The 16,870-nt window shown below is 71.6% G+C and carries 17 protein-coding genes and 1 pseudogene; 4 read left to right on the top strand and 14 right to left on the bottom strand.

The window, feature by feature from the left end; translation table 11 throughout:
* Positions 1-19 precede the first annotated feature (19 nt).
* The 6 genes from ccsA to KME80_RS12285 form a co-directional block, all read right to left on the bottom strand.
* On the bottom strand, positions 20-961 hold the full coding sequence (gene ccsA, locus KME80_RS12310; protein ID WP_219504468.1) for a cytochrome c biogenesis protein CcsA: 942 nt from the start codon (positions 959-961) through the stop codon (positions 20-22).
* The gene (gene resB / locus KME80_RS12305; RefSeq protein ID WP_219504457.1) at positions 951-2,510 is read right to left on the bottom strand and encodes a cytochrome c biogenesis protein ResB; all 1,560 of its coding nucleotides are present in this window, start codon (positions 2,508-2,510) and stop codon (positions 951-953) included. The genes ccsA and resB overlap by 11 nt, the downstream gene beginning before the upstream one ends.
* Complete coding sequence (locus KME80_RS12300; protein ID WP_219504455.1) at positions 2,510-3,232, bottom strand: cytochrome c biogenesis CcdA family protein; 723 nt, start codon at positions 3,230-3,232, stop codon at positions 2,510-2,512. The genes resB and KME80_RS12300 overlap by 1 nt, the downstream gene beginning before the upstream one ends.
* Positions 3,225-3,791, bottom strand: coding sequence for a TlpA family protein disulfide reductase (locus KME80_RS12295; RefSeq protein ID WP_308125722.1), 567 nt, complete (start codon positions 3,789-3,791; stop codon positions 3,225-3,227). The genes KME80_RS12300 and KME80_RS12295 overlap by 8 nt, the downstream gene beginning before the upstream one ends.
* A 56-nt stretch (positions 3,792-3,847) precedes the next feature.
* Positions 3,848-4,489 (bottom strand): histidine phosphatase family protein, encoded by a 642-nt coding sequence (locus tag KME80_RS12290; RefSeq protein ID WP_219504451.1) that lies wholly within the window; start codon positions 4,487-4,489, stop codon positions 3,848-3,850.
* Positions 4,490-4,617: 128 nt separating this feature from the next.
* Positions 4,618-5,538, bottom strand: a complete 921-nt coding sequence (locus tag KME80_RS12285) for a LysR family transcriptional regulator (RefSeq protein ID WP_219504448.1) — start codon at positions 5,536-5,538, stop codon at positions 4,618-4,620.
* Between the two features lie 249 nt (positions 5,539-5,787).
* Between KME80_RS12285 and KME80_RS50230 the strand changes: the two are divergent.
* Positions 5,788-6,483: pseudogene (locus KME80_RS50230) on the top strand (EamA family transporter); the annotation flags it as partial.
* Between the two features lie 62 nt (positions 6,484-6,545).
* On the opposite strand, the gene hemL reads toward KME80_RS50230, so the two are convergent.
* From hemL to KME80_RS12250, 7 genes are all read right to left on the bottom strand, one after another.
* Complete coding sequence (gene hemL, locus KME80_RS12280; RefSeq protein WP_219504446.1) at positions 6,546-7,835, bottom strand: glutamate-1-semialdehyde 2,1-aminomutase; 1,290 nt, start codon at positions 7,833-7,835, stop codon at positions 6,546-6,548.
* 17 nt (positions 7,836-7,852) lie between these two features.
* Positions 7,853-8,482 (bottom strand): bifunctional DNA primase/polymerase, encoded by a 630-nt coding sequence (locus KME80_RS12275; RefSeq protein ID WP_219504444.1) that lies wholly within the window; start codon positions 8,480-8,482, stop codon positions 7,853-7,855.
* A 129-nt stretch (positions 8,483-8,611) separates the two neighbouring features.
* The gene (gene hemB, locus KME80_RS12270) at positions 8,612-9,595 is read right to left on the bottom strand and encodes a porphobilinogen synthase (RefSeq protein ID WP_219504435.1); all 984 of its coding nucleotides are present in this window, start codon (positions 9,593-9,595) and stop codon (positions 8,612-8,614) included.
* Positions 9,592-11,136: a bifunctional uroporphyrinogen-III C-methyltransferase/uroporphyrinogen-III synthase gene (locus tag KME80_RS12265; protein WP_219504433.1), complete on the bottom strand. Its 1,545-nt coding sequence runs from the start codon at positions 11,134-11,136 to the stop codon at positions 9,592-9,594. Before KME80_RS12265 ends, hemB begins: the two co-directional genes overlap by 4 nt.
* Positions 11,133-12,053 carry a hydroxymethylbilane synthase gene (gene hemC, locus KME80_RS12260; RefSeq protein ID WP_219504431.1) on the bottom strand — a complete coding sequence of 307 codons (921 nt, stop codon included), beginning with the start codon at positions 12,051-12,053 and terminating at the stop codon, positions 11,133-11,135. Before hemC ends, KME80_RS12265 begins: the two co-directional genes overlap by 4 nt.
* Complete coding sequence (locus tag KME80_RS12255; protein WP_219504428.1) at positions 12,050-13,306, bottom strand: glutamyl-tRNA reductase; 1,257 nt, start codon at positions 13,304-13,306, stop codon at positions 12,050-12,052. The genes hemC and KME80_RS12255 overlap by 4 nt, the downstream gene beginning before the upstream one ends.
* On the bottom strand, positions 13,303-13,980 hold the full coding sequence (locus KME80_RS12250) for a redox-sensing transcriptional repressor Rex (RefSeq protein ID WP_219504427.1): 678 nt from the start codon (positions 13,978-13,980) through the stop codon (positions 13,303-13,305). The genes KME80_RS12255 and KME80_RS12250 overlap by 4 nt, the downstream gene beginning before the upstream one ends.
* A gap of 125 nt (positions 13,981-14,105) precedes the next feature.
* Between KME80_RS12250 and KME80_RS12245 the strand changes: the two genes are divergently transcribed.
* Positions 14,106-14,342 (top strand): glutaredoxin family protein, encoded by a 237-nt coding sequence (locus KME80_RS12245; protein WP_219504426.1) that lies wholly within the window; start codon positions 14,106-14,108, stop codon positions 14,340-14,342.
* On the opposite strand, the gene KME80_RS12240 is transcribed toward KME80_RS12245, so the two are convergent.
* Positions 14,339-15,793 carry a putative quinol monooxygenase gene (locus KME80_RS12240; protein ID WP_219504425.1) on the bottom strand — a complete coding sequence of 485 codons (1,455 nt, stop codon included), beginning with the start codon at positions 15,791-15,793 and terminating at the stop codon, positions 14,339-14,341. The genes KME80_RS12245 and KME80_RS12240 overlap by 4 nt on opposite strands.
* Positions 15,794-15,971: 178 nt before the next feature.
* Between KME80_RS12240 and KME80_RS12235 the strand changes: the two genes are divergently transcribed.
* Positions 15,972-16,610, top strand: coding sequence for a sigma-70 family RNA polymerase sigma factor (locus tag KME80_RS12235; RefSeq protein WP_219504424.1), 639 nt, complete (start codon positions 15,972-15,974; stop codon positions 16,608-16,610).
* Positions 16,611-16,681: 71 nt separating this feature from the next.
* The coding region (locus KME80_RS12230; RefSeq protein ID WP_219504423.1) for a hypothetical protein at positions 16,682-16,870 on the top strand (189 nt) is incomplete at its 3' end.

Here is a 16,870-nt window from a genome sequence, read left to right as displayed (position 1 = left end):
CTCCACGGCGCTCTCAGCCTCAGGCGTAGCTGTGCAGGCCCTCGATGAAGATGTTGACGCCGACCAGGTTGAACAGCAGCGCCAGGAACGCCACGAGCTGCACGACGGTCGCCGCCCGGCCACGCCATCCGGCCGTAACGCGGGCGTGCAGGTAGGCCGCGTAGCCGACCCAGGTGATGAACGACCACACCTCCTTGGGGTCCCAGCCCCAGTAGCGGCCCCACGCCCGGTCCGCCCACAGCGCGCCCGCGATGACGGCGAACGTCCACAGCGGGAACGCCAGCACGATCGCCCGGTGCGCCGCCTTCTCCAGCTCGGCCTTGGCGGGCAGCCGCGACAGCCCGTCGCCGCGCACCAGGAAGAGCACCCCCGCCACGCCCGCGAGCACGAACAGCCCGCTGGCGATGATGGCGGCGGTGACGTGGATGGCGATCCAGTAGGAGTTGAGCGCGGGCACGACCGGCCCGGCCGAGGTGTAGAAGACCTTGGACGCGAGCCCCAGCCCCAGCGCCGCCGGCACCATGACGAACCCGCCGAGGAAGCGGATGTTGGTGCGCGTCTGGGTGATGAGGAACGCGGAGACGGCGGCGAAGCAGATGGCGACGATGAACTCGTACATGTTGCCCCACGGCCACCGGTCGACCGCGAGGCCGCGGGTGACGATGGCGCCGAGGTTGGCCGCCCAGCCGAGCCAGGCCAGGACGACCCCGGCGATGCCGCCGCGCAGGGCGAACGCGGGGACGGGCTGCTGCGGCGCGTCGTCGGAGGGCATGCCGGCCTCCGCCTCCGAGGAGGCGGCGCCCACCGTCACGGGGGTGCGGGCGCGGCCCTTGACGGGCGCGTCGGCACGGGCGCGGCCGAAGGCCAGCTCGAGCGCGAAGCCCACCATCGCGAACAGATAGAGCAGCACTGCCGCGACCACGAACAGGTCGCTCAGCTCCGCGAGTGGTTCAGCGCTCATCCTTGTCTCCTGCTGCTAGAACCTTGACGATGTCGTCGAACTCCTCCGCGAACCCGGCCGCGGACCCTTCGGTGCGGGTCAGCCCGCCCACGTCGACGGTGCCGTCCTTGACCCGCACCCACACCCGCCGGCGCCGGATGACCAGCGAGAGCACGATGGCGACGGTGGCCGTCGAGGCGGCGAGCAGCGCGGGCAGCCGGCCGGGGTCGTAGGCGATCTGGAGCGTCATCCACTCCTTGACCTCGACGAACTCCAGCTTGCCCGCCCCGTCGGGCAGGTCGAGCGTTTGGCCGGGAGCCAGCGGCGCGGGCACGTCCTTGCCCATGACCAGCGGCTTGAGCTTCTTCATCAGCTCGGGCGGCGCCAGCTCGTAGACCGACCTGGGCTCCCCCGAGCGCATGCCGAGGTCGCCGGAGAACGCCCCCAGGACCTGCACGCCGGGCTGGATGGCCCCGGGGAAGGCCGAGGCGTAGCTGCCGTCGGTCAGCGGCACGCTGGTGGGCAGGAAGCGCATCAGGAAGCCGAGCGGCGTCGGCTGCGCGTCGGGCACCTTGACCACGCAGTCGGAGGTGAGCGTGGGCTTGTCGGCGATGATGCACGGCACCGGCCCCTCGAACGCGACGTGCCCCTTGGCGTCGGTGACGCGGAAGACGGGGGCGTAGCCGTGGCCGATGAGGTAGGTCTGGGTGCCGTTGACCTCCAGCGGCTCGTTGACCTTGAGCTCGTAGTCGCGCGGCGCGGCCCCGGGAGCGTCGGTGACCTTGAGGAAGGCGGAGTAGTCGAGCTCCTGCCCGCGCTTCTCCCCCTCGACCTGGTAGGTGGCCTGGAAGTCGGTCATCTCGAAGCTGAACGGCTCCAGCGACTCGGCCGACACCTGGGGGCCGGGGATGAACCGGTCGTAGGCGGCCACGGTGTTGGCGAACCCGTCGCCCTCGGCGACCAGCACGTTGCCCCGGTAGCCGTACAGGGAGCCGAAGCCGACGGCGACCAGCACGCCGAGCAGCGCGATGTGGAAGAGCAGGTTGCCGGTCTCGCGCAGGTAGCCCTTCTCGGCGGCGACCCAGCCGTCGCCGGTCTCGACGCGGAAGCGCAGCTTGCGCAGCCGCCTGGCGGCCTCGGTGACCGTGAGGTCGCCGTCGAAGGAGGCGGAGTGCGGGAGCCTGGTCAGGTTGCGCGGCGCGGCCGGCGGCTTGCGGCGCAGCTCGCGCAGGTAGGTGGCGGTGCGCGGGATGATGCAGCCGATCAGCGAGGTGAACAGCAACAGGTAGATGGCCGCGAACCAGACCGAGGTGAAGACGTCGAAGAGCTGGAAGCGGTCGTACCACTCGGCCAGCGCCGGGCTGTCCTTGTAGACCAGCGCGACCTTGTCGGGCTCGACGCTGCGCTGCGGGATCAGCGAGCCGGGCACGCTGGCCAGCGCGAACAGGAAGAGCAGGATGAGCGCGGTCTTCATCGAGGTGAGCGTGCGCCAGCACCAGCGCAGCCAGCCGGTCAGGCCCATGCCCGCGGGCTTGGCCGCGCGCTCCCTCTCCAGCTCGTCGACGCTCATCAGATCACCGGCCGGAAGTTGCCGATCAGGCCCTGCATGGTGGCGATCATCTCTCCCCAGAGGCCGGTGACCAGCGCGATGCCGACGGCCACCATCATGCCGCCGCCGATCCGGGTGATCAGGCGCGAGTGCTTGCGGATCGCCCGGAACGTGTGCAGCGCCTTGCTGTAGGCCAGGGCGGCGGCCACGAACGGCAGCCCGAGCCCGAGCGCGTAGGCCACGGCGAGCAGGGCGCCCCGCGAGGCGCTGCCCTCGTTGAGTCCGAGGGTGAGAACGACGGCCAGGGTAGGGCCGATGCACGGCGTCCAGCCGAGCCCGAACACCACGCCGAGCAGCGGCGCGCCGGCCAGCCCCGCGGAGGGCATCCTGTGGATGCGCACGTCGCGCATCAGCCCGGGGACCACGCCGAGGAACGCCAGCCCGAGCAGGATCGTGAGCACGCCGAGCACCCGCGTGATGATCTCGGCGTTGCCGAGCAGCGCCGCGCCGAGCCCGCCGAACAGCGCCCCGCTGACGACGAACACGGCGGCGAACCCCGCCACGAACAGCAGCGTGCCCAGCACCAGCCGCCCCCGCTTGGGGTCGGCGCTCATGCCCGTGACGTACGACAGGTAGCCGGGGACGAGCGGGAGCACGCACGGCGACAGGAACGAGACCACGCCGGCCAGCACCGCGATCGGCACCGCCAGCAGCAGTGAGCCGGACGCGACCACGTCACTCATCGCGCACCTTGGTCACCGTGTCCATCAGGTCGGTGTAGCGGACGGCGCCGAGCGCCCGGGCGGCGATCCGGCCCTGCCTGTCGATGATCAGCGTGGACGGGATGGCCGCGGGCGGGACCGTGCCCTGGAAGGCGAGCGCGATCTTGCCGGGCTGGTCGAAGATGCTCGGGTAGCCGGTCTTCTCGGTGCGTTCGAAGGCGAGCGCGTCGGCCTTGCGGTCCTTGAAGTCGATGCCGATGAACTCCACGCCGGTGCCCTTGGTCTTGGCCGCGACCTCCTTGAGCACGGGCGCCTCGGCCCGGCAGGGCCCGCACCAGGAGGCCCAGAAGTTGAGCACGACGACCTTGCCCTTGTGGGCTGCCAGGGAGGCGGTGCCGTCCTCCAGCGTGGGCCCTTCGACGGCGGGCGCCGGCTCGCGCTCGGCCGTCGCGAACACCTGCATCTTCCCGTCGCCGGCGACGAAGCGGGTGTCACCCGCCGCGGGCTGACCGCCCTGGTTGCCCGCGCAGCCCGCGGCCAGGACGGCGATGAGGGCCAGTGAGATTGACGTCGCGCGCACGGGAGGATGATCTCCTTGTACTACAAGCGGTAGAGCTTGCAACTCTACCGGCGCTGTCATGCGCCCGGGACGCTGGGTCCCCGGTCCAGCGACCCCGCCGGCTCGCTGTAGCCGACGCTGACGAGCCGGTTGCCGTCGAAGGTGAACGTGGTGAGGCTGGCCAGCGCGCACTGCCTGCGGCGAGGGTCGTGCCAGAGCCTGCGCCGGCCCTCGGCCGCCATCCGGATCGCCCAGATCGGGAGCTGGTGGCTGACGAGCACCGCCTCGTGCCCGCGCGCCGCCTCCCTGGCGTCCTCGACCATCGACTTCATCCGCGCGACGATCACCGGGTAGGGCTCGCCCCACGAGGGCCGCATCGGGTTCCAGAAGTAGCGGTAGTTGCGCGGGCTGCGCAGCAACTGCAGGCCGGGCCCGGAGATCCGGCCCTCCAGCAGGTTGCCGGCCTCCAGCAGCCGGTCGTCGCTGACGATGTCGAGGCCGAGCGTGGCGGCCAGCGGCGCGGCGGTCTCCTGCGCACGCTCCAGCGGCGAGCTGTAGAGGGCGACGATGTCGCGCCCCGCCACGGACTTGGCGACGGTCTTGGCCATCAGCTGGCCGGTCTCGGACAGGTGGTAACCAGGGAGCCTGCCGTAGAGGATGCCGCCAGGGTTGTGCACCTCACCGTGGCGCAAAAGGTGAACGACAGTGGTTTCAGCCATGGTGGGCTTCAGCTTAGCCGCTCGCCGGGCCCGGCTCGCGGGTGGATGGAGTCTGGCCGGTCGGAAGGAGACCACCGGCTGCTGGCCGCGGGGGTCATCCTGGGCGGCCTGGTGGCCATCGCCCTGTCCTAGGTGACCGCCCAGGCGTTCTCGTGGCGGCTGCTGGAGCGTACGAGCGCCTCGACGGTGGCGCGGATCGCGGGGCGGCGGGCCGCGTCGGTGCGCCAGAGCGCGTAGATGCGGCGGCTCTGACCAGGACGGATCGGAATGAAGCGGATGCCGTCGGGCACCGGGTCGCGGCCCATCCTGGGCACGATCGCGCAGCCCAGCCCGGCGGCCACGAGGGCGAGGTGGGTCGGATACTCGTCGGCCATGCAGGCGATCTCCGGCTCGACCTCGGCGCTGCGCAGCGTGAACACCAGCCAGTCGTGGCAGATCGTGCCGGGCGTGGAGCTGATCCAGCGCTCGCCCTGGAGCGCCGACAGCGCGATCTCCTTGTGGCCGGCCAGCGGGTGGTCGGCCGGGACGGCCACGTCGGCCACGTCTTCGAGCAGCGACTTCCGGGACAGTCCTTCGGGGATGGCGATCGGCCGGTTGAGCCAGTCCTGGACGATGACCAGGTCGAGCTCGCCCCTGGCCACCTCGCGGATCACCCGCTCGGGCTCGCGCTCGTACAGCTGGATGAGCAGGTCGGGGTGGCGCTCGCGCAGCTCGGCGAGCGCGGCGGGCATCAGGCCGCGCGCGGCGGTGGGGAACGCGCCCACGTTGAGCCGGCCGACGACCTGGCCGCGCAGCGCCTCGAAGTCGGCCTCGGCGGTCTCGACCAGGGCCAGGATGCGCTCGGCGTGCTCGGCGAGCAGCCCGGCGGCGTCGGTCAGCCGCACGCCGCGCCCGTTGCGCTCGACCAGCCTGGCGCCGGTCTCGCGCTCCAGCTTGGCGATCTGCTGCGAGACGGCCGACGGCGTGACCATGAGCGCGTCGGCGGCGGCGCCGACCGAGCCGTAGACGTGCACGGCATGTAGGGCCTTGAGCCGGTTCAAGTCCAACATGTAAGCCAGTCTAAAGGGTTAAGCATAGAAAGTCTCGCTTGTCGTTAAAGGTGTAGCGTTGGAAAATATATGCATGCGAATCCTTAAGACGAAGAAGCAGACCCACCAGACCACCTCCTACCTGAAGGCCCTCGCCGAGCAGGCCCGCGAGCAGCGCATCCGCTACCGCAAGACGTCCGCCGCGTGAGACCTGGCCACCTGGCCCTCGCCGTCGGCCTCGCGGCCGTCTGGGGAGTGAACTTCGTCGTCATGCAGGTGGGGCTGGAGCACTTCCCGCCCCTGCTGTACGCGGGCCTGCGGTTCGCGCTGGCGGCGTTGCCCGCGCTGCTCCTCGTGGGGCGGCCCGGAGTTCCCTGGCGATGGGTCGGCGCGGTGGCTGCCACTCTCGGAGTCGGCCAGTTCGGGCTGTTGCTCATCGGCATGCGCGCCGGGATGCCGGCCGGGCTGACTTCCCTGGTCCTGCAGGCGCAGGTCCTGTTCACCATCGTGTTCGCGGTGACGCTCCTCGGCGAGCGGCTCACCGCCCGTCGCGTCGCCGGCCTGGCCGTCGCCTTCGGCGGCCTGGCCCTGGTCGCCGTCGACTTCGGCCTGTCCGGGCCGGCCGGCGCCTTCGCCCTCTGCGTGGCCGCGGCCGCCGCCTGGGGTCTCGGCAACGTCGCCCAGCGCAAGGCCGCCCCGCCCGACTCGCTGCGCTTCATGGTCTGGGTGAGCGCCCTGTCGGCGCCCCCGCTCCTGCTGCTGTCGCTGCTGGTCGAGGGCGTCCCGTCACTCGCAGCCCCGGCCGAGGGCTGGCTGTCGCTGGCGTACGTGGCGTTCGTCTCGACGCTCGGCGGCTTCAGCGTGTGGGGCTATCTGCTGCGCCGCTACGACGCCTCCACCGTGGCCCCGTACACGCTGCTCGTGCCGGTCTTCGGCATGTCGTCGGCCGCCCTCTTCACCGGTGAGCCGCTGACCTGGCTCAAGGCGGTGGCGGCCGTGCTCATCGTGGCCGGGGTGCTGTTCGCCAATCAGAGGACCGCGGCGGCCGCCTTGGCGGCGGCGGGCAGCGCGTCGGCGACCCGCTCCAGCGCCTCCTCGTCGTGCGCCGCCGACAGGAACCACGCCTCGTACGCCGACGGCGGCAGGTAGACGCCCCGGTCGAGCATCGCGTGGAAGAACGCCTTGTACGCGGCCGTGCTCTGCGTCTGGGCGTCGGCGAAGTTCGTCACCTGCCGGTCGGTGAAGAAGATCGAGAACAGGCTGCCCGCCGTCTGCAGCCGGTGCGGCACCCCCGCCTCCGACAGCGCCTCGGTGGCCGCTCGCGCCACCGCCGAAGCGGCCGCGCCAACCTTCGCGTAGGCGTCGGCGTCGAGCGTGCGCAGCGTGGTCAGCCCGGCCGCGCAGGCCAGCGGATTGCCCGACAGCGTGCCCGCCTGGTAGACGGGACCCTCAGGCGCCAGATGGGCCATCACCTCGGCCCGGCCGCCGAACGCCGCCGCCGGCAGTCCGCCGCCCATCACCTTGCCGAACGTCATCAGGTCGGCCTCCACCGGGTCCAGCCCGTACCAGCCCGACGGCGAGACGCGGAAGCCGGTCAGCACCTCGTCGACGATGAGCAGCGCCCCGTTGGCCGTGCACAGCTCGCGCAGCCGGGCGTTGAACCCGTCGAGCGGCGGCACGATGCCCATGTTGGCCGGGCACGCCTCGGTGATGACGCAGGCGATCTCGGCCGAGGCGAACGCCTCCTCCACCGCCTTGACGTCGTTGTAGGGCAGCACGATCGTGTCGGCCGCCGACGCCCCCGTCACCCCGGGCGTGTCCGGCAGCCCGAACGTCACGACACCCGACCCCGCCGAGGCCAGCAGCGCGTCGACGTGCCCGTGATAGCACCCGGCGAACTTGATCACCTTGGACCGTCCGGTGAACCCGCGCGCCAGCCGCACCGCGCTCATCGTCGCCTCGGTGCCGGAGCTCACCAGCCGCACCTTCGCCACCGGCGCGACCCGGCGGACGATCTCCTCCGCCAGCTCCACCTCGCCCGGCGTGGCCGTCCCGTACGAGAACCCGTGGGCCACCGCCTGCGACACGGCCTCCACCACGGCCGGATGCCGGTGCCCCAGGATCATCGGGCCCCACGAGCACACCAGGTCGACGTAGCGGTTGCCGTCGACGTCCGTGATGTACGGGCCCTGCCCGGAGGCCATGAAACGCGGAGTGCCGCCCACCGCCCCGAACGCGCGGACCGGCGAGTTGACACCCCCCGGCACGACGGCGCTGGCGCGGGCGAACAGGTCCTCGGAGATGCGTGTACGGCTCACCAGACCAGGTTAGTCCCCTAGTCGGCCAGCCATTCAAGCAGGCGGAGCGGGTCGGGCAGCGGCCGGCCGTCGGGCGGGCGCAGCCACGAGACCGGCTGTCCGGTGGGCAGCGTGGAGGGCGGGGCCAGCACGTAGCTGTCGCGGCAGTGCCAGCGCAGCCCCGGCGTGTCCTCGATCGTGGCCGGGTCGCAGTCGAGCTGGCACGACCACCACTCGTCCTCGTCCTCCGGGTTGCCGCGCGTGGCCACGTAGAACAAGACCCGGTCGCCGTTGGCGGCGACCGGGCCGGAGTCCGCGCCTGCGTTGTCGATCCGGGTGAGGGCCGACAGGCCGAGCGCGAGGGGCACGTCGAAGACGTCGAACACCCGCCCCGTGGGCAGGATGACGTTGGCCTCGGGCTCCCGCTGCCACCAGCGGGTGAGCTGGGTGGCGTCGGTGGTGGCCTGAATGCTCCAGGCGGGGGAGATGGGGTGCGCGCCCGGGTCGGGACAGCCGAGCCGGTCACAGGAACACGCTCGAGTGCCCCGCCGCAGCGGGAAGGCTCCCGGCACGCTCGGCCAGCCCAGTGCGGCGTAGCCCAGCACGGCGTCGATCCGCGTCGGCCGGGACCGTTTCCTGGTACGCCGAGCCAGAGGTACCCCCACCATTGGTGTCTCCCGTCGCTTCGGTGCCTGAGGAGGCCCCGGCTCTCCGGGCTCAATAGCCACGCGGGACACACCAGCACTTGTCATGGCACTCTAACGCACAGGTCCCAGGACCCGACGGGAAACCCCCTGTTAGAGGCGGCGTGCCACCTCGGTCGCCCAGTAGGTGAGGATCAGGTCGGCGCCGGCGCGCTTGATCGCCACCAGCGACTCCATGATCGTGCGCTCGCGGTCGATCCAGCCGTTGGCGGCGGCGGCCTCGACCATCGCGTACTCGCCGCTCACCTGGTAGGCGGCCACCGGCACGTCCACCTCGTCGCGGAAGGCGCGGATGACGTCGAGGTAGGCCAGCGCGGGCTTGACCATGACGGCGTCGGCGCCCTCGGCCAGGTCGAGCCGCACCTCGCGCAGCGCCTCCTCCAGCGGCCCGGCGGGGTCCTGCTGGTGGGTGCTGCGGTCGCCGAACTGCGGCGCGCACTCGGCGGCGTCGCGGAAGGGCCCGTAGAAGGCGGAGGCGTACTTGGCGGAGTAGGCGAGGATCGGCACCCCGGAGAAGCCCTCCGCGTCGAGCGCCGCCCGGATCACGCCCACCTGGCCGTCCATCATGCCGCTCGGCGCCACGACCTGGGAGCCCGCCCTGGCCTGCGCGACCGCGATCGAGGCGTAGCGCTCCAGCGTGAGGTCGTTGTCGACGTCGCCGGACTCGGTGAGGATCCCGCAGTGCCCGTGGTCGGTGAACTCGTCGAGGCAGGTGTCGGCCATCACCACGATGGCGTCGCCCACCTCGGCGCTCACCTCGCGCAGCGCCACCTGGAGGATGCCGTCGGGGTCGTCGCCCGCCGAGCCGCGCGCGTCCTTGACCGCCGGGATGCCGAACAGGATCAGCCCGCCGACCCCGGCCTCGGCGGCCTCGTGGGCGGCCTTGCGCAGCGAGTCGCGGGTGTGCTGGACGACGCCGGGCATCGACGCGACCGGGCTCGGCTCGTCGATGCCCTCCTTGACGAACATCGGCAGGATCAGGTCGGCGGGGTGCAGGCGGGTGCCGGCGACCATCCGGCGCAGCGCCGGGGAGCGGCGCAGCCGTCGCGGACGGGCGACGGGGAACTCGGCACTCACTTGGCTCTCCTCCTGGCTCCTCTGCGGTTCTGCGACGGCCTGCGCGGCGTGTCACCGGCGGCCAGCGCGGCGCTGCGCTGCTTGGCGCCGTACTCGGCGAGCGCGGCCGCCAGCGCCGACGCGGACGCCTTGTCGGCCATCACGTCGACGCGCAGCCCGAACTCCTCGGCCGTCTTGGCCGTCTGCGGCCCGATGACGGCGATCACGGTGACGTTGTGCGGCTTGCCCGCGATGCCCACCAGGTTGCGGACCGTGGAGGACGAGGTGAACAGCACCGCGTCGAACCCGCCGCCCTTGATGGCCTCGCGGATCGGCGCGGGCGGCGGCGCGGCCCGCACGGTGCGGTAGGCCGTCACGTCGTCGCACTCCCAGCCCAGCTCGGTCAGCCCGGCCACGAGGGTGTCGGTGGAGATGTCGGCGCGCGGCAGCAGCACCCGGTTGATCGGGTCGAGCATCGAGTCGTAGGGCGGCCACTCGGCCACCAGGCCCTCCGACGACTGCTCGCCCGACGGCAGCAGGTCGGGCTTGACGCCGAACTCGACCAGCGCCCGCGCGGTTGCGTCGCCCACGGCGGCCACCTTGAGCCCGGCGAACGCCCGCGCGTCGAGCCCGTACTCCTCGAACTTCTCGCGCACCGCCTTGACCGCGTTGGCGCTGGTGAAGGCCACCCACTCGTAGCGGCCGGTGACCAGGCCCTTGATCGCGCGGTCCATCTGCTGCGGGGTGCGCGGCGGCTCGACCGAGATGGTCGGCACCTCCTCGGGCACCGCGCCGTAGGAGGTGAGCTGCTCCGACAGGCTCTTGGACTGCTCCTTGGTGCGCGGCACCAGCACCCGCCAGCCGAACAGCGGCTTGGTCTCGAACCACGACAGCTTGTCGCGCAGCCCCACGGCCTCGCCGACGACGATCAGCGCCGGCTCGGTGAAGCCCGCGTGCTTGAGGTCGGCCTGCAGCCTGCCGAGCGAGGAGACGACCGTGTACTGCTCGGTGGTGGTGCCGCCGCTGCTGACGGCCACCGGGGTGCTGTCGGGCTTGCCGCCGGCGATCAGCGCCTTGCCGATCGCCACGGCCTCGGTGATGCCGTTGTAGATCACCAGCGTGCCGGGACAGGCCGCGTGCGAGGACCAGTCCTGGTCCTGCGTGGCGTCGACGACCCGGAACTCGGGCACCGACGACGCCGGCGGGATGCCCGCGTAGCCGAGCACGGCCGTCGCGGGCGGCACCCCGGGCACGATCTCGAAGTCCACCTCCGCCGCGGCGAGCGCCGCGGCCTCCTCGGTGATCGAGGAGAACAGCATCGGGTCGCCCTCGCACAGCCGCACCACGAGCCGGCCTGACTTGGCGTGCTTGACGAGGTCGTCGGCGGCGACCTCGACCCCGGGGCGGCAGTGCTTGAGCAGGGGGCCGTGCAGGTCCTCGTCGAGGATCACCACGTCGGCCTTGCCCAGCAGCTCGGCGCCGCGGAGCGTGAGAAGGTTCGGGTCGCCGGGCCCCGCGCCTACGAACGCGACGAAACCGGAGGTCGGACTATCGGAGCTCAATGGGAATGCTCCCCCATCAATCTGTCGGCCCCTTCGTGAAGCATCTCGGCCGCGAGCCGGCGACCCAGATCTTCCGCCTCCGAAGGAGAGCCGGCGGTGGACTTGCGCACCGCGCGGGCGCCGTCGATGGCGACGACCGCTGCGGTCAGGTTCAGAGTGTGCCCGTCATCGAGCGCGAACGCACCCACGGGCGCCGAGCAGCCTGCCTCCAGGGCGGCCAGCACCGACCGCTCGGCGGCCACCGCGGAGCGGGTCCGCGGGTCGTCGAGCTGCCCGAGGAAGGCGACCAGGTCGTCGCGGTCGGCCAGGCACTCCACGGCCAGCGAGCCCTGGCCGGGGGCCGGGAGCAGCTCCTCGACCTCGAAGATCTGGGCGATCTCGGCGGTCCGCCCGATCCGGGTGAGGCCGGCCGAGGCCAGCACGACGGCGTCGAGCTCGCCGGAGGTGACCTTGCCGATCCGGGTGTCGGCGTTGCCGCGGATCGGCACGTACTCCAGATCGGGGCGCATGGCCCGGAGCATGGCGACGCGGCGCGGCGAGCCGGTGCCGACCTTGGCGCCGGCCGGGAGGTCGGCGAAGGAGCAGCGGCCGACCAGCGCGTCGCGGTGGTCGTGGCGGGCGGGCAGCGCGGCCAGCGCGATGCGCGGGTCGGGCTTGGTGGGCAGGTCCTTCAGGGAGTGGACGGCGAAGTCGACCTCGCCCTCGATCAGCTTGTCGCGCAGCGCGCTGACGAACACGCCGGTGCCGCCGAGCTGGGCCAGGTGGGCCTTGCTCACGTCGCCGAACGTGGTGACGCCGACCAGCTCGATCGCCCTGCCGGTGCGCTCGGTGTAGGCGTCGGCGACCATCTGGGACTGCGTCGTCGCCATCAGGCTGCGCCTCGTGCCGAGCCGCAGCGGCCCCGTCTGCGGAGTCACAGCTCCACCTCCCTCACGGCCTCGGGCATCTTCGGATCCAGGTCGAACAGCTCGCGCAGCGCCTCGGCATAATGATCGCCTCCGGGCGAGGTGGCGAGCCGCTTGACACGCACGGTCGGCTCGTGGAGCAGTTTGTCAACGACCCGTTGCACGGTGAGCGTCACCTCGTCCTTGATTTTGCCGTCAAGCTCGGGGACCCGCATCAGCAGGCGCCCCAACTCCGACTCGACCACGCCGGCCGCCTTGCTGCGCAGCGCCACCACGGTGGGGGTCACCCGGGCCGCCCGCTCGGCGTCGAGGTAGGCCGTCAGCTCCTCGGCGACCAGCGCGCGCACGGCCCTGACCGCGTCGCCCTCGCGCGAGCCGATGCCGGACTCCTGGATCGTCTCCAGGTCGACCAGCGTCACGCCGGGGACGGCGCGCACAGCCGGGTCGATGTCGTGCGGCAGCGCCAGGTCCAGCAGGAACGCGCCGCGCGTGACCATGTCGGCGGTGATCACGTGCTTGCCCGCGCCGGTGCAGGTGATCACCAGGTCGGCCTCGGCCAGCTCACCGGCGACCGCGGCGAACTCCACCGCCCGGCCGCCGACGGTCTCGGCCAGCCGCGCGCCGCGCGAGTACGTACGGTTGGCGATCACGATGTCGGTGACGCCGGCGCGCGCCAGCGTGGCGGCGGCCAGCGAGCTCATCGAGCCCGCGCCGACCACCAGGGCGCGCAGGCCGGTCAGGTCGCCCGCCAGCGCCAGCCCGGCGGTCACCAGGGAGGCGCCCGCCTGGTCGATGCCGGTGTCGGTGTGGGCGCGCTTGCCCACGCGCAGCGCCTGCTGCGCCAGCTCGTTGAGGGTCGCGCCGACCGTGCCCTGCTTCTGCGCCAGCTTGAGCGCCCGCCGGACCTGGCCGAGGATCTGGCCCTCGCCCACGACCATCGAGTCGAGGCCGCACACCAGCGAGAACAGGTGCTCGACGGCCCGCTCCTCGTAGTGCACGTAGAGGTGCGGGGTCAGCTCGTCGACCGGCACGCCCGAGTGGAGGCTGAGCATCCCGGTGACGGCGTTGACGGCGGCGTGGAAGCGGTCCACGGCGACGAAGACCTCGACCCGGTTGCAGGTCGAGACCACGAAGGCCTCGGCCACGCAGGGGTCCTGCTGCACGTCGTGCAGGAGCTTGACGAGCGCGTCACCCGTTACGGAGACACGCTCCAGCAGGGCCACCGGCGCCGTGCGGTGGCTGAGCCCGATCGCCAGAACACTCATTGACTGTCCACTGCCATGAGTGGCCCCCCAGCTTTGCGTTGCTCGTGGAACGCAAGGATCTGCAGTTCGATGGATAGGTCGACTTTACGGACATCGACGCCGTCCGGAACGGTGAGCACGACCGGGGCGAAGTTGAGGATGCTGGTCACCCCGGCGGCCACCACACGATCGCATACTTCCTGTGCGGCCGCCGCCGGTGTCGCCAGAACCACGATCGAGACTCCACGCCGCTTGATCACGGCTTCCAGTTCGTCGATGTGCTCCACATTCAACCCCGCGATGTCGTCGCCCACGATTTCGGGGTCGGCGTCGAACACGGCGGCGATGCGGAATCCCCGCGACACGAACCCGCCGTAACCGGCGAGCGCGCGGCCCAGGTTGCCGACGCCGACGATGGCGACGGCCCAGTCCTGCGTGAGACCAAGCTCACGGGAGATCTGGTAGACGAGGTACTCGACGTCGTAGCCGACGCCACGGGTGCCGTAGGAGCCCAGGTGTGACAGGTCCTTGCGGAGTTTGGCCGAGTTGACGCCGGCGGCCACGGCGAGGTCCTCCGAACTCACGGTCGCCACCCCGCGCTCGGCCATCCCGTGCAACGCCCGCAGGTAGAGCGGCAGCCGGGCGACCGTTGCCTCGGGAATGCCGCGATCACGGGGGTGGGACGGGCTCTTCACGTGCCGGAGCTCCAGGGGAACGGGCGGCCTCAGGCCGCGTGAGTGGATTAGAACCGTCTTTCAGGTTAATCCTTTTGTGAACCGATGCACAAAGTCACCTTCCAGCGAGCGCTACCGTGGAGGCCATGCACCGCATCACCCTGCTCGGAAAGCCCGGCTGCCACCTGTGTGACGACGCGCGCGAGATCATCGCCCGCGTGGCCGGCGAGCTGGGCGTGCCGTGGGAGGAAGTGAACATCGACTCCTCCGACGAGCTGCGCGAACGCTACTGGGAGATGATCCCGGTCACGTTGATCGACGGGGAGCAGCACGACTTCTGGCGGGTGTCCGAGGAGCGCCTGCGGGCGGCGCTCACCGGCTAGAACATGGCGGTCGGCAGCGGCACGACCTTGGCCGCGTTGACGTTGAGCTCGATGATGTTGGTGGCCAGCACCATCGACTGCCGGTCGGCGATGAAGCGCTCGATGTGCGGCTGCCGCTGGTGGTCGCGGTAGGCCACCTCGTCGCGGTAGAGCTCGTAGACGATGCGCTGCAGCGGCGCCGACTTGACCGAGTGGCAGGCGTAGACGAGCGTGTCGGGCTCGCCCCGGCGCACCGCCTCGACGGTCTGCTCGGCGAGCCGGTCGAAGGCCGCGCCCGAGCCGTCCATGAGCGTGAAGACGGTGAGCATGCCGTAGATGCTCGGCGAGAGCCTGCCCGTCTGCGGGGCGGGCTGCACGACCGGCTGGGGCACCGACTGGGGGCCGGTGCGCGGGGAGAACAGCTCGGCGCCCGAGAAGGCGGCGCCGGCGGCGGGCATCGAGCCGGTGGACGGCATCGTGGGGTCGGGCCGCTCGCTCGGCGCGGGCATGGCGTAGTCGGCGCGCTCGCCGTTCATGATGTAGCCGGTCGACGGGCCAGGGTCGGACGGCGGCGACATGCGGGCGGCGTAGTCGACGTCGTCGGTGGCCCGGTATTCGGCCACCAGGTCGCCCAGCCCCGACTTGCGCGGCCGTACCGGCTCGGCGATCGGCTCGGGCGCCTCACGGCGGCCCACCGGCTCCTGGCGGTGCCCGGCCACCGGCCGGTCGTCGCGGTGCCCGGCCGCCCGCTCGGCGCGCCGGCTCTCCGCCGCGGCGAGCTCGTCGTCCTCGTCGTCGTCCTCGTACGGGGCGAGCGGGCGCAGCACGCAGTACCAGATCGCCGCGGCGGCGACGAGGAGCAGCACGATGATGAAGAACCCGTTGCTCAGGAACTGCATCGCGCCCATCAGCGCGAGCCCCGAGGGGGCGATGATGACGGTGGCGTGGAGGTTGTCGGTGTCGTACTCGTCGCCGTTGCGCCAGCGCAGCGCGGCGACCACCACCGCCGCCAGCATGATCAGCGCGGCGATCGCGTGCACGCCGGTCAGCAGCGACGACGGGATGAGCGCCCAGTGCGCCGACGCGTCGGGCAGCGACTTGCCCATCTCGTCGCTGACGAGCGGGTCGACGACCATGATGACCAAGGCGACGAACGTGTAGGCGATGCCGAACAGCCAGCCGAGGAACTTCGGCGGCGTCTTCTCCGCCAGGAGCTGGATCAGCCCGATCGCCAGCCAGAGCGGCGCCAGCAGCGATCCGGTGATCTGGACGAGCTTGAACGTGACGGTCCCGAACCCCATGAGGTGGCCGAATCCCGCCACGCCCAGCGCGAGGCAGAGCGCCGCCGCTGAAACGGTCCAGGCGATCAGCCAGCCCTCGGGCTCCTCACGCAACCGGCTGACCAGGGCGCCCGAGGCGACTCCTGCCAGGATGGCTCCGGCGAAGGCGATGACAGCAACGAGGATCTCCATGGTGACTCCAATGCTGCCGGACTACGCCTCTCAACCGGTAGCCGAAAAGGGAACGGGTGCGTCCACACCGTATCTGCCGATTGCGGGGAGTCTTACCAAGAGGATGCGGATTGTGGAATTTCCGGTTGATTTCTAGAGTGTTCGAGCACGCCGCACCCCTTCGCCCTAGGGATAACGGATGCCTGACTCGTGGCCGTTCGCCGGGCTGCTCGCGCCAGCAGTCGCTGGCCCCGCTCCGGCGACCGAGCCTGCCGTGCGCGAAGACCTCCCCGACGACCTGCGCACCCTCGTCCTGCACGCCAAGACCGGCGACTCGGACGCCTTTGGCACGCTCTACGACCGCTACGTGGACCTCGTCTACCGCTACATCTACTTCCGGGTCGGCTCCCACCCGCTCGCCGAGGACCTGACCAGCGAGACCTTCCTGCGGGCGCTGCGGCGCATCGCCGACTTCACCTGGCAGGGCCGCGACTTCGGCGCCTGGCTGGTGACCATCGCCAGAAACCTGGTGACCGACCACTTCAAGTCCGGACGCTACCGCCTGGAGGTCCCGACCGGCGAGGTGCTCGACGTCCCCCTGGACGGCTCGCACATCCCCGAGAACGCCGTGGTCACCGCCATCATCAACGACCGGGTGCTGCGCGCCGTCCGGGATCTCAACCCCGAACAGCAGGAGTGCGTCGTCCTGCGATTCCTGCACGGCCTGTCGCTCGCGGAAACCGCGCTGATCATGGGGAAGAAGAGTGGAGCGATCAAAGCGCTGCAGTTCCGTGCCGTCAGGGCGCTGGCCAGGGCGCTCAAACACGACCTTGCGTAACCTTTCGCCACGGAACGTCGTTAGGCAGGTATCACCACAGGACCGAGCCGCGGGGGCATCAGGGGGCCGCCATGAGTAGGGCGCGCAGATCGCAGGAGCGGGTGCTGGAGCATCTCGCCGAGCTCGGCAGGACCCCGCTGGGCGGCGGCCCGGACCCGGCCTTCCGCTCCCGCCTGCGCGACGAGCTCGCCGCCGCCCGCGCCGCGACCACCCCGGCGGCCACCACGGCAGCCACCGCGAGGGCCGCCGGGGCCGCGGCC

Origin of the sequence: Nonomuraea ceibae (genome assembly GCF_019396325.1) — a bacterium.
Lineage (GTDB): Bacteria > Actinomycetota > Actinomycetes > Streptosporangiales > Streptosporangiaceae > Nonomuraea > Nonomuraea ceibae.
The sequence above is the reverse complement of the archived record's forward strand: the minus strand, read 5'-3'. Positions and strand labels throughout refer to the sequence as shown.

Coding starts and splice junctions, on each gene's coding strand:
- ccsA (WP_219504468.1), bottom strand. CDS start 961: ATGAGCGCTGAACCACTCGCGGAGCTGAGCGACCTGTTCGTGGTCGCG.
- resB (WP_219504457.1), bottom strand. CDS start 2,510: ATGAGCGTCGACGAGCTGGAGAGGGAGCGCGCGGCCAAGCCCGCGGGC.
- KME80_RS12300 (WP_219504455.1), bottom strand. CDS start 3,232: ATGAGTGACGTGGTCGCGTCCGGCTCACTGCTGCTGGCGGTGCCGATC.
- KME80_RS12290 (WP_219504451.1), bottom strand. CDS start 4,489: ATGGCTGAAACCACTGTCGTTCACCTTTTGCGCCACGGTGAGGTGCAC.
- KME80_RS12285 (WP_219504448.1), bottom strand. CDS start 5,538: ATGTTGGACTTGAACCGGCTCAAGGCCCTACATGCCGTGCACGTCTAC.
- KME80_RS12275 (WP_219504444.1), bottom strand. CDS start 8,482: ATGGTGGGGGTACCTCTGGCTCGGCGTACCAGGAAACGGTCCCGGCCG.
- KME80_RS12255 (WP_219504428.1), bottom strand. CDS start 13,306: ATGAGTGTTCTGGCGATCGGGCTCAGCCACCGCACGGCGCCGGTGGCC.
- KME80_RS12245 (WP_219504426.1), top strand. CDS start 14,106: ATGCACCGCATCACCCTGCTCGGAAAGCCCGGCTGCCACCTGTGTGAC.
- KME80_RS12240 (WP_219504425.1), bottom strand. CDS start 15,793: ATGGAGATCCTCGTTGCTGTCATCGCCTTCGCCGGAGCCATCCTGGCA.
- KME80_RS12235 (WP_219504424.1), top strand. CDS start 15,972: ATGCCTGACTCGTGGCCGTTCGCCGGGCTGCTCGCGCCAGCAGTCGCT.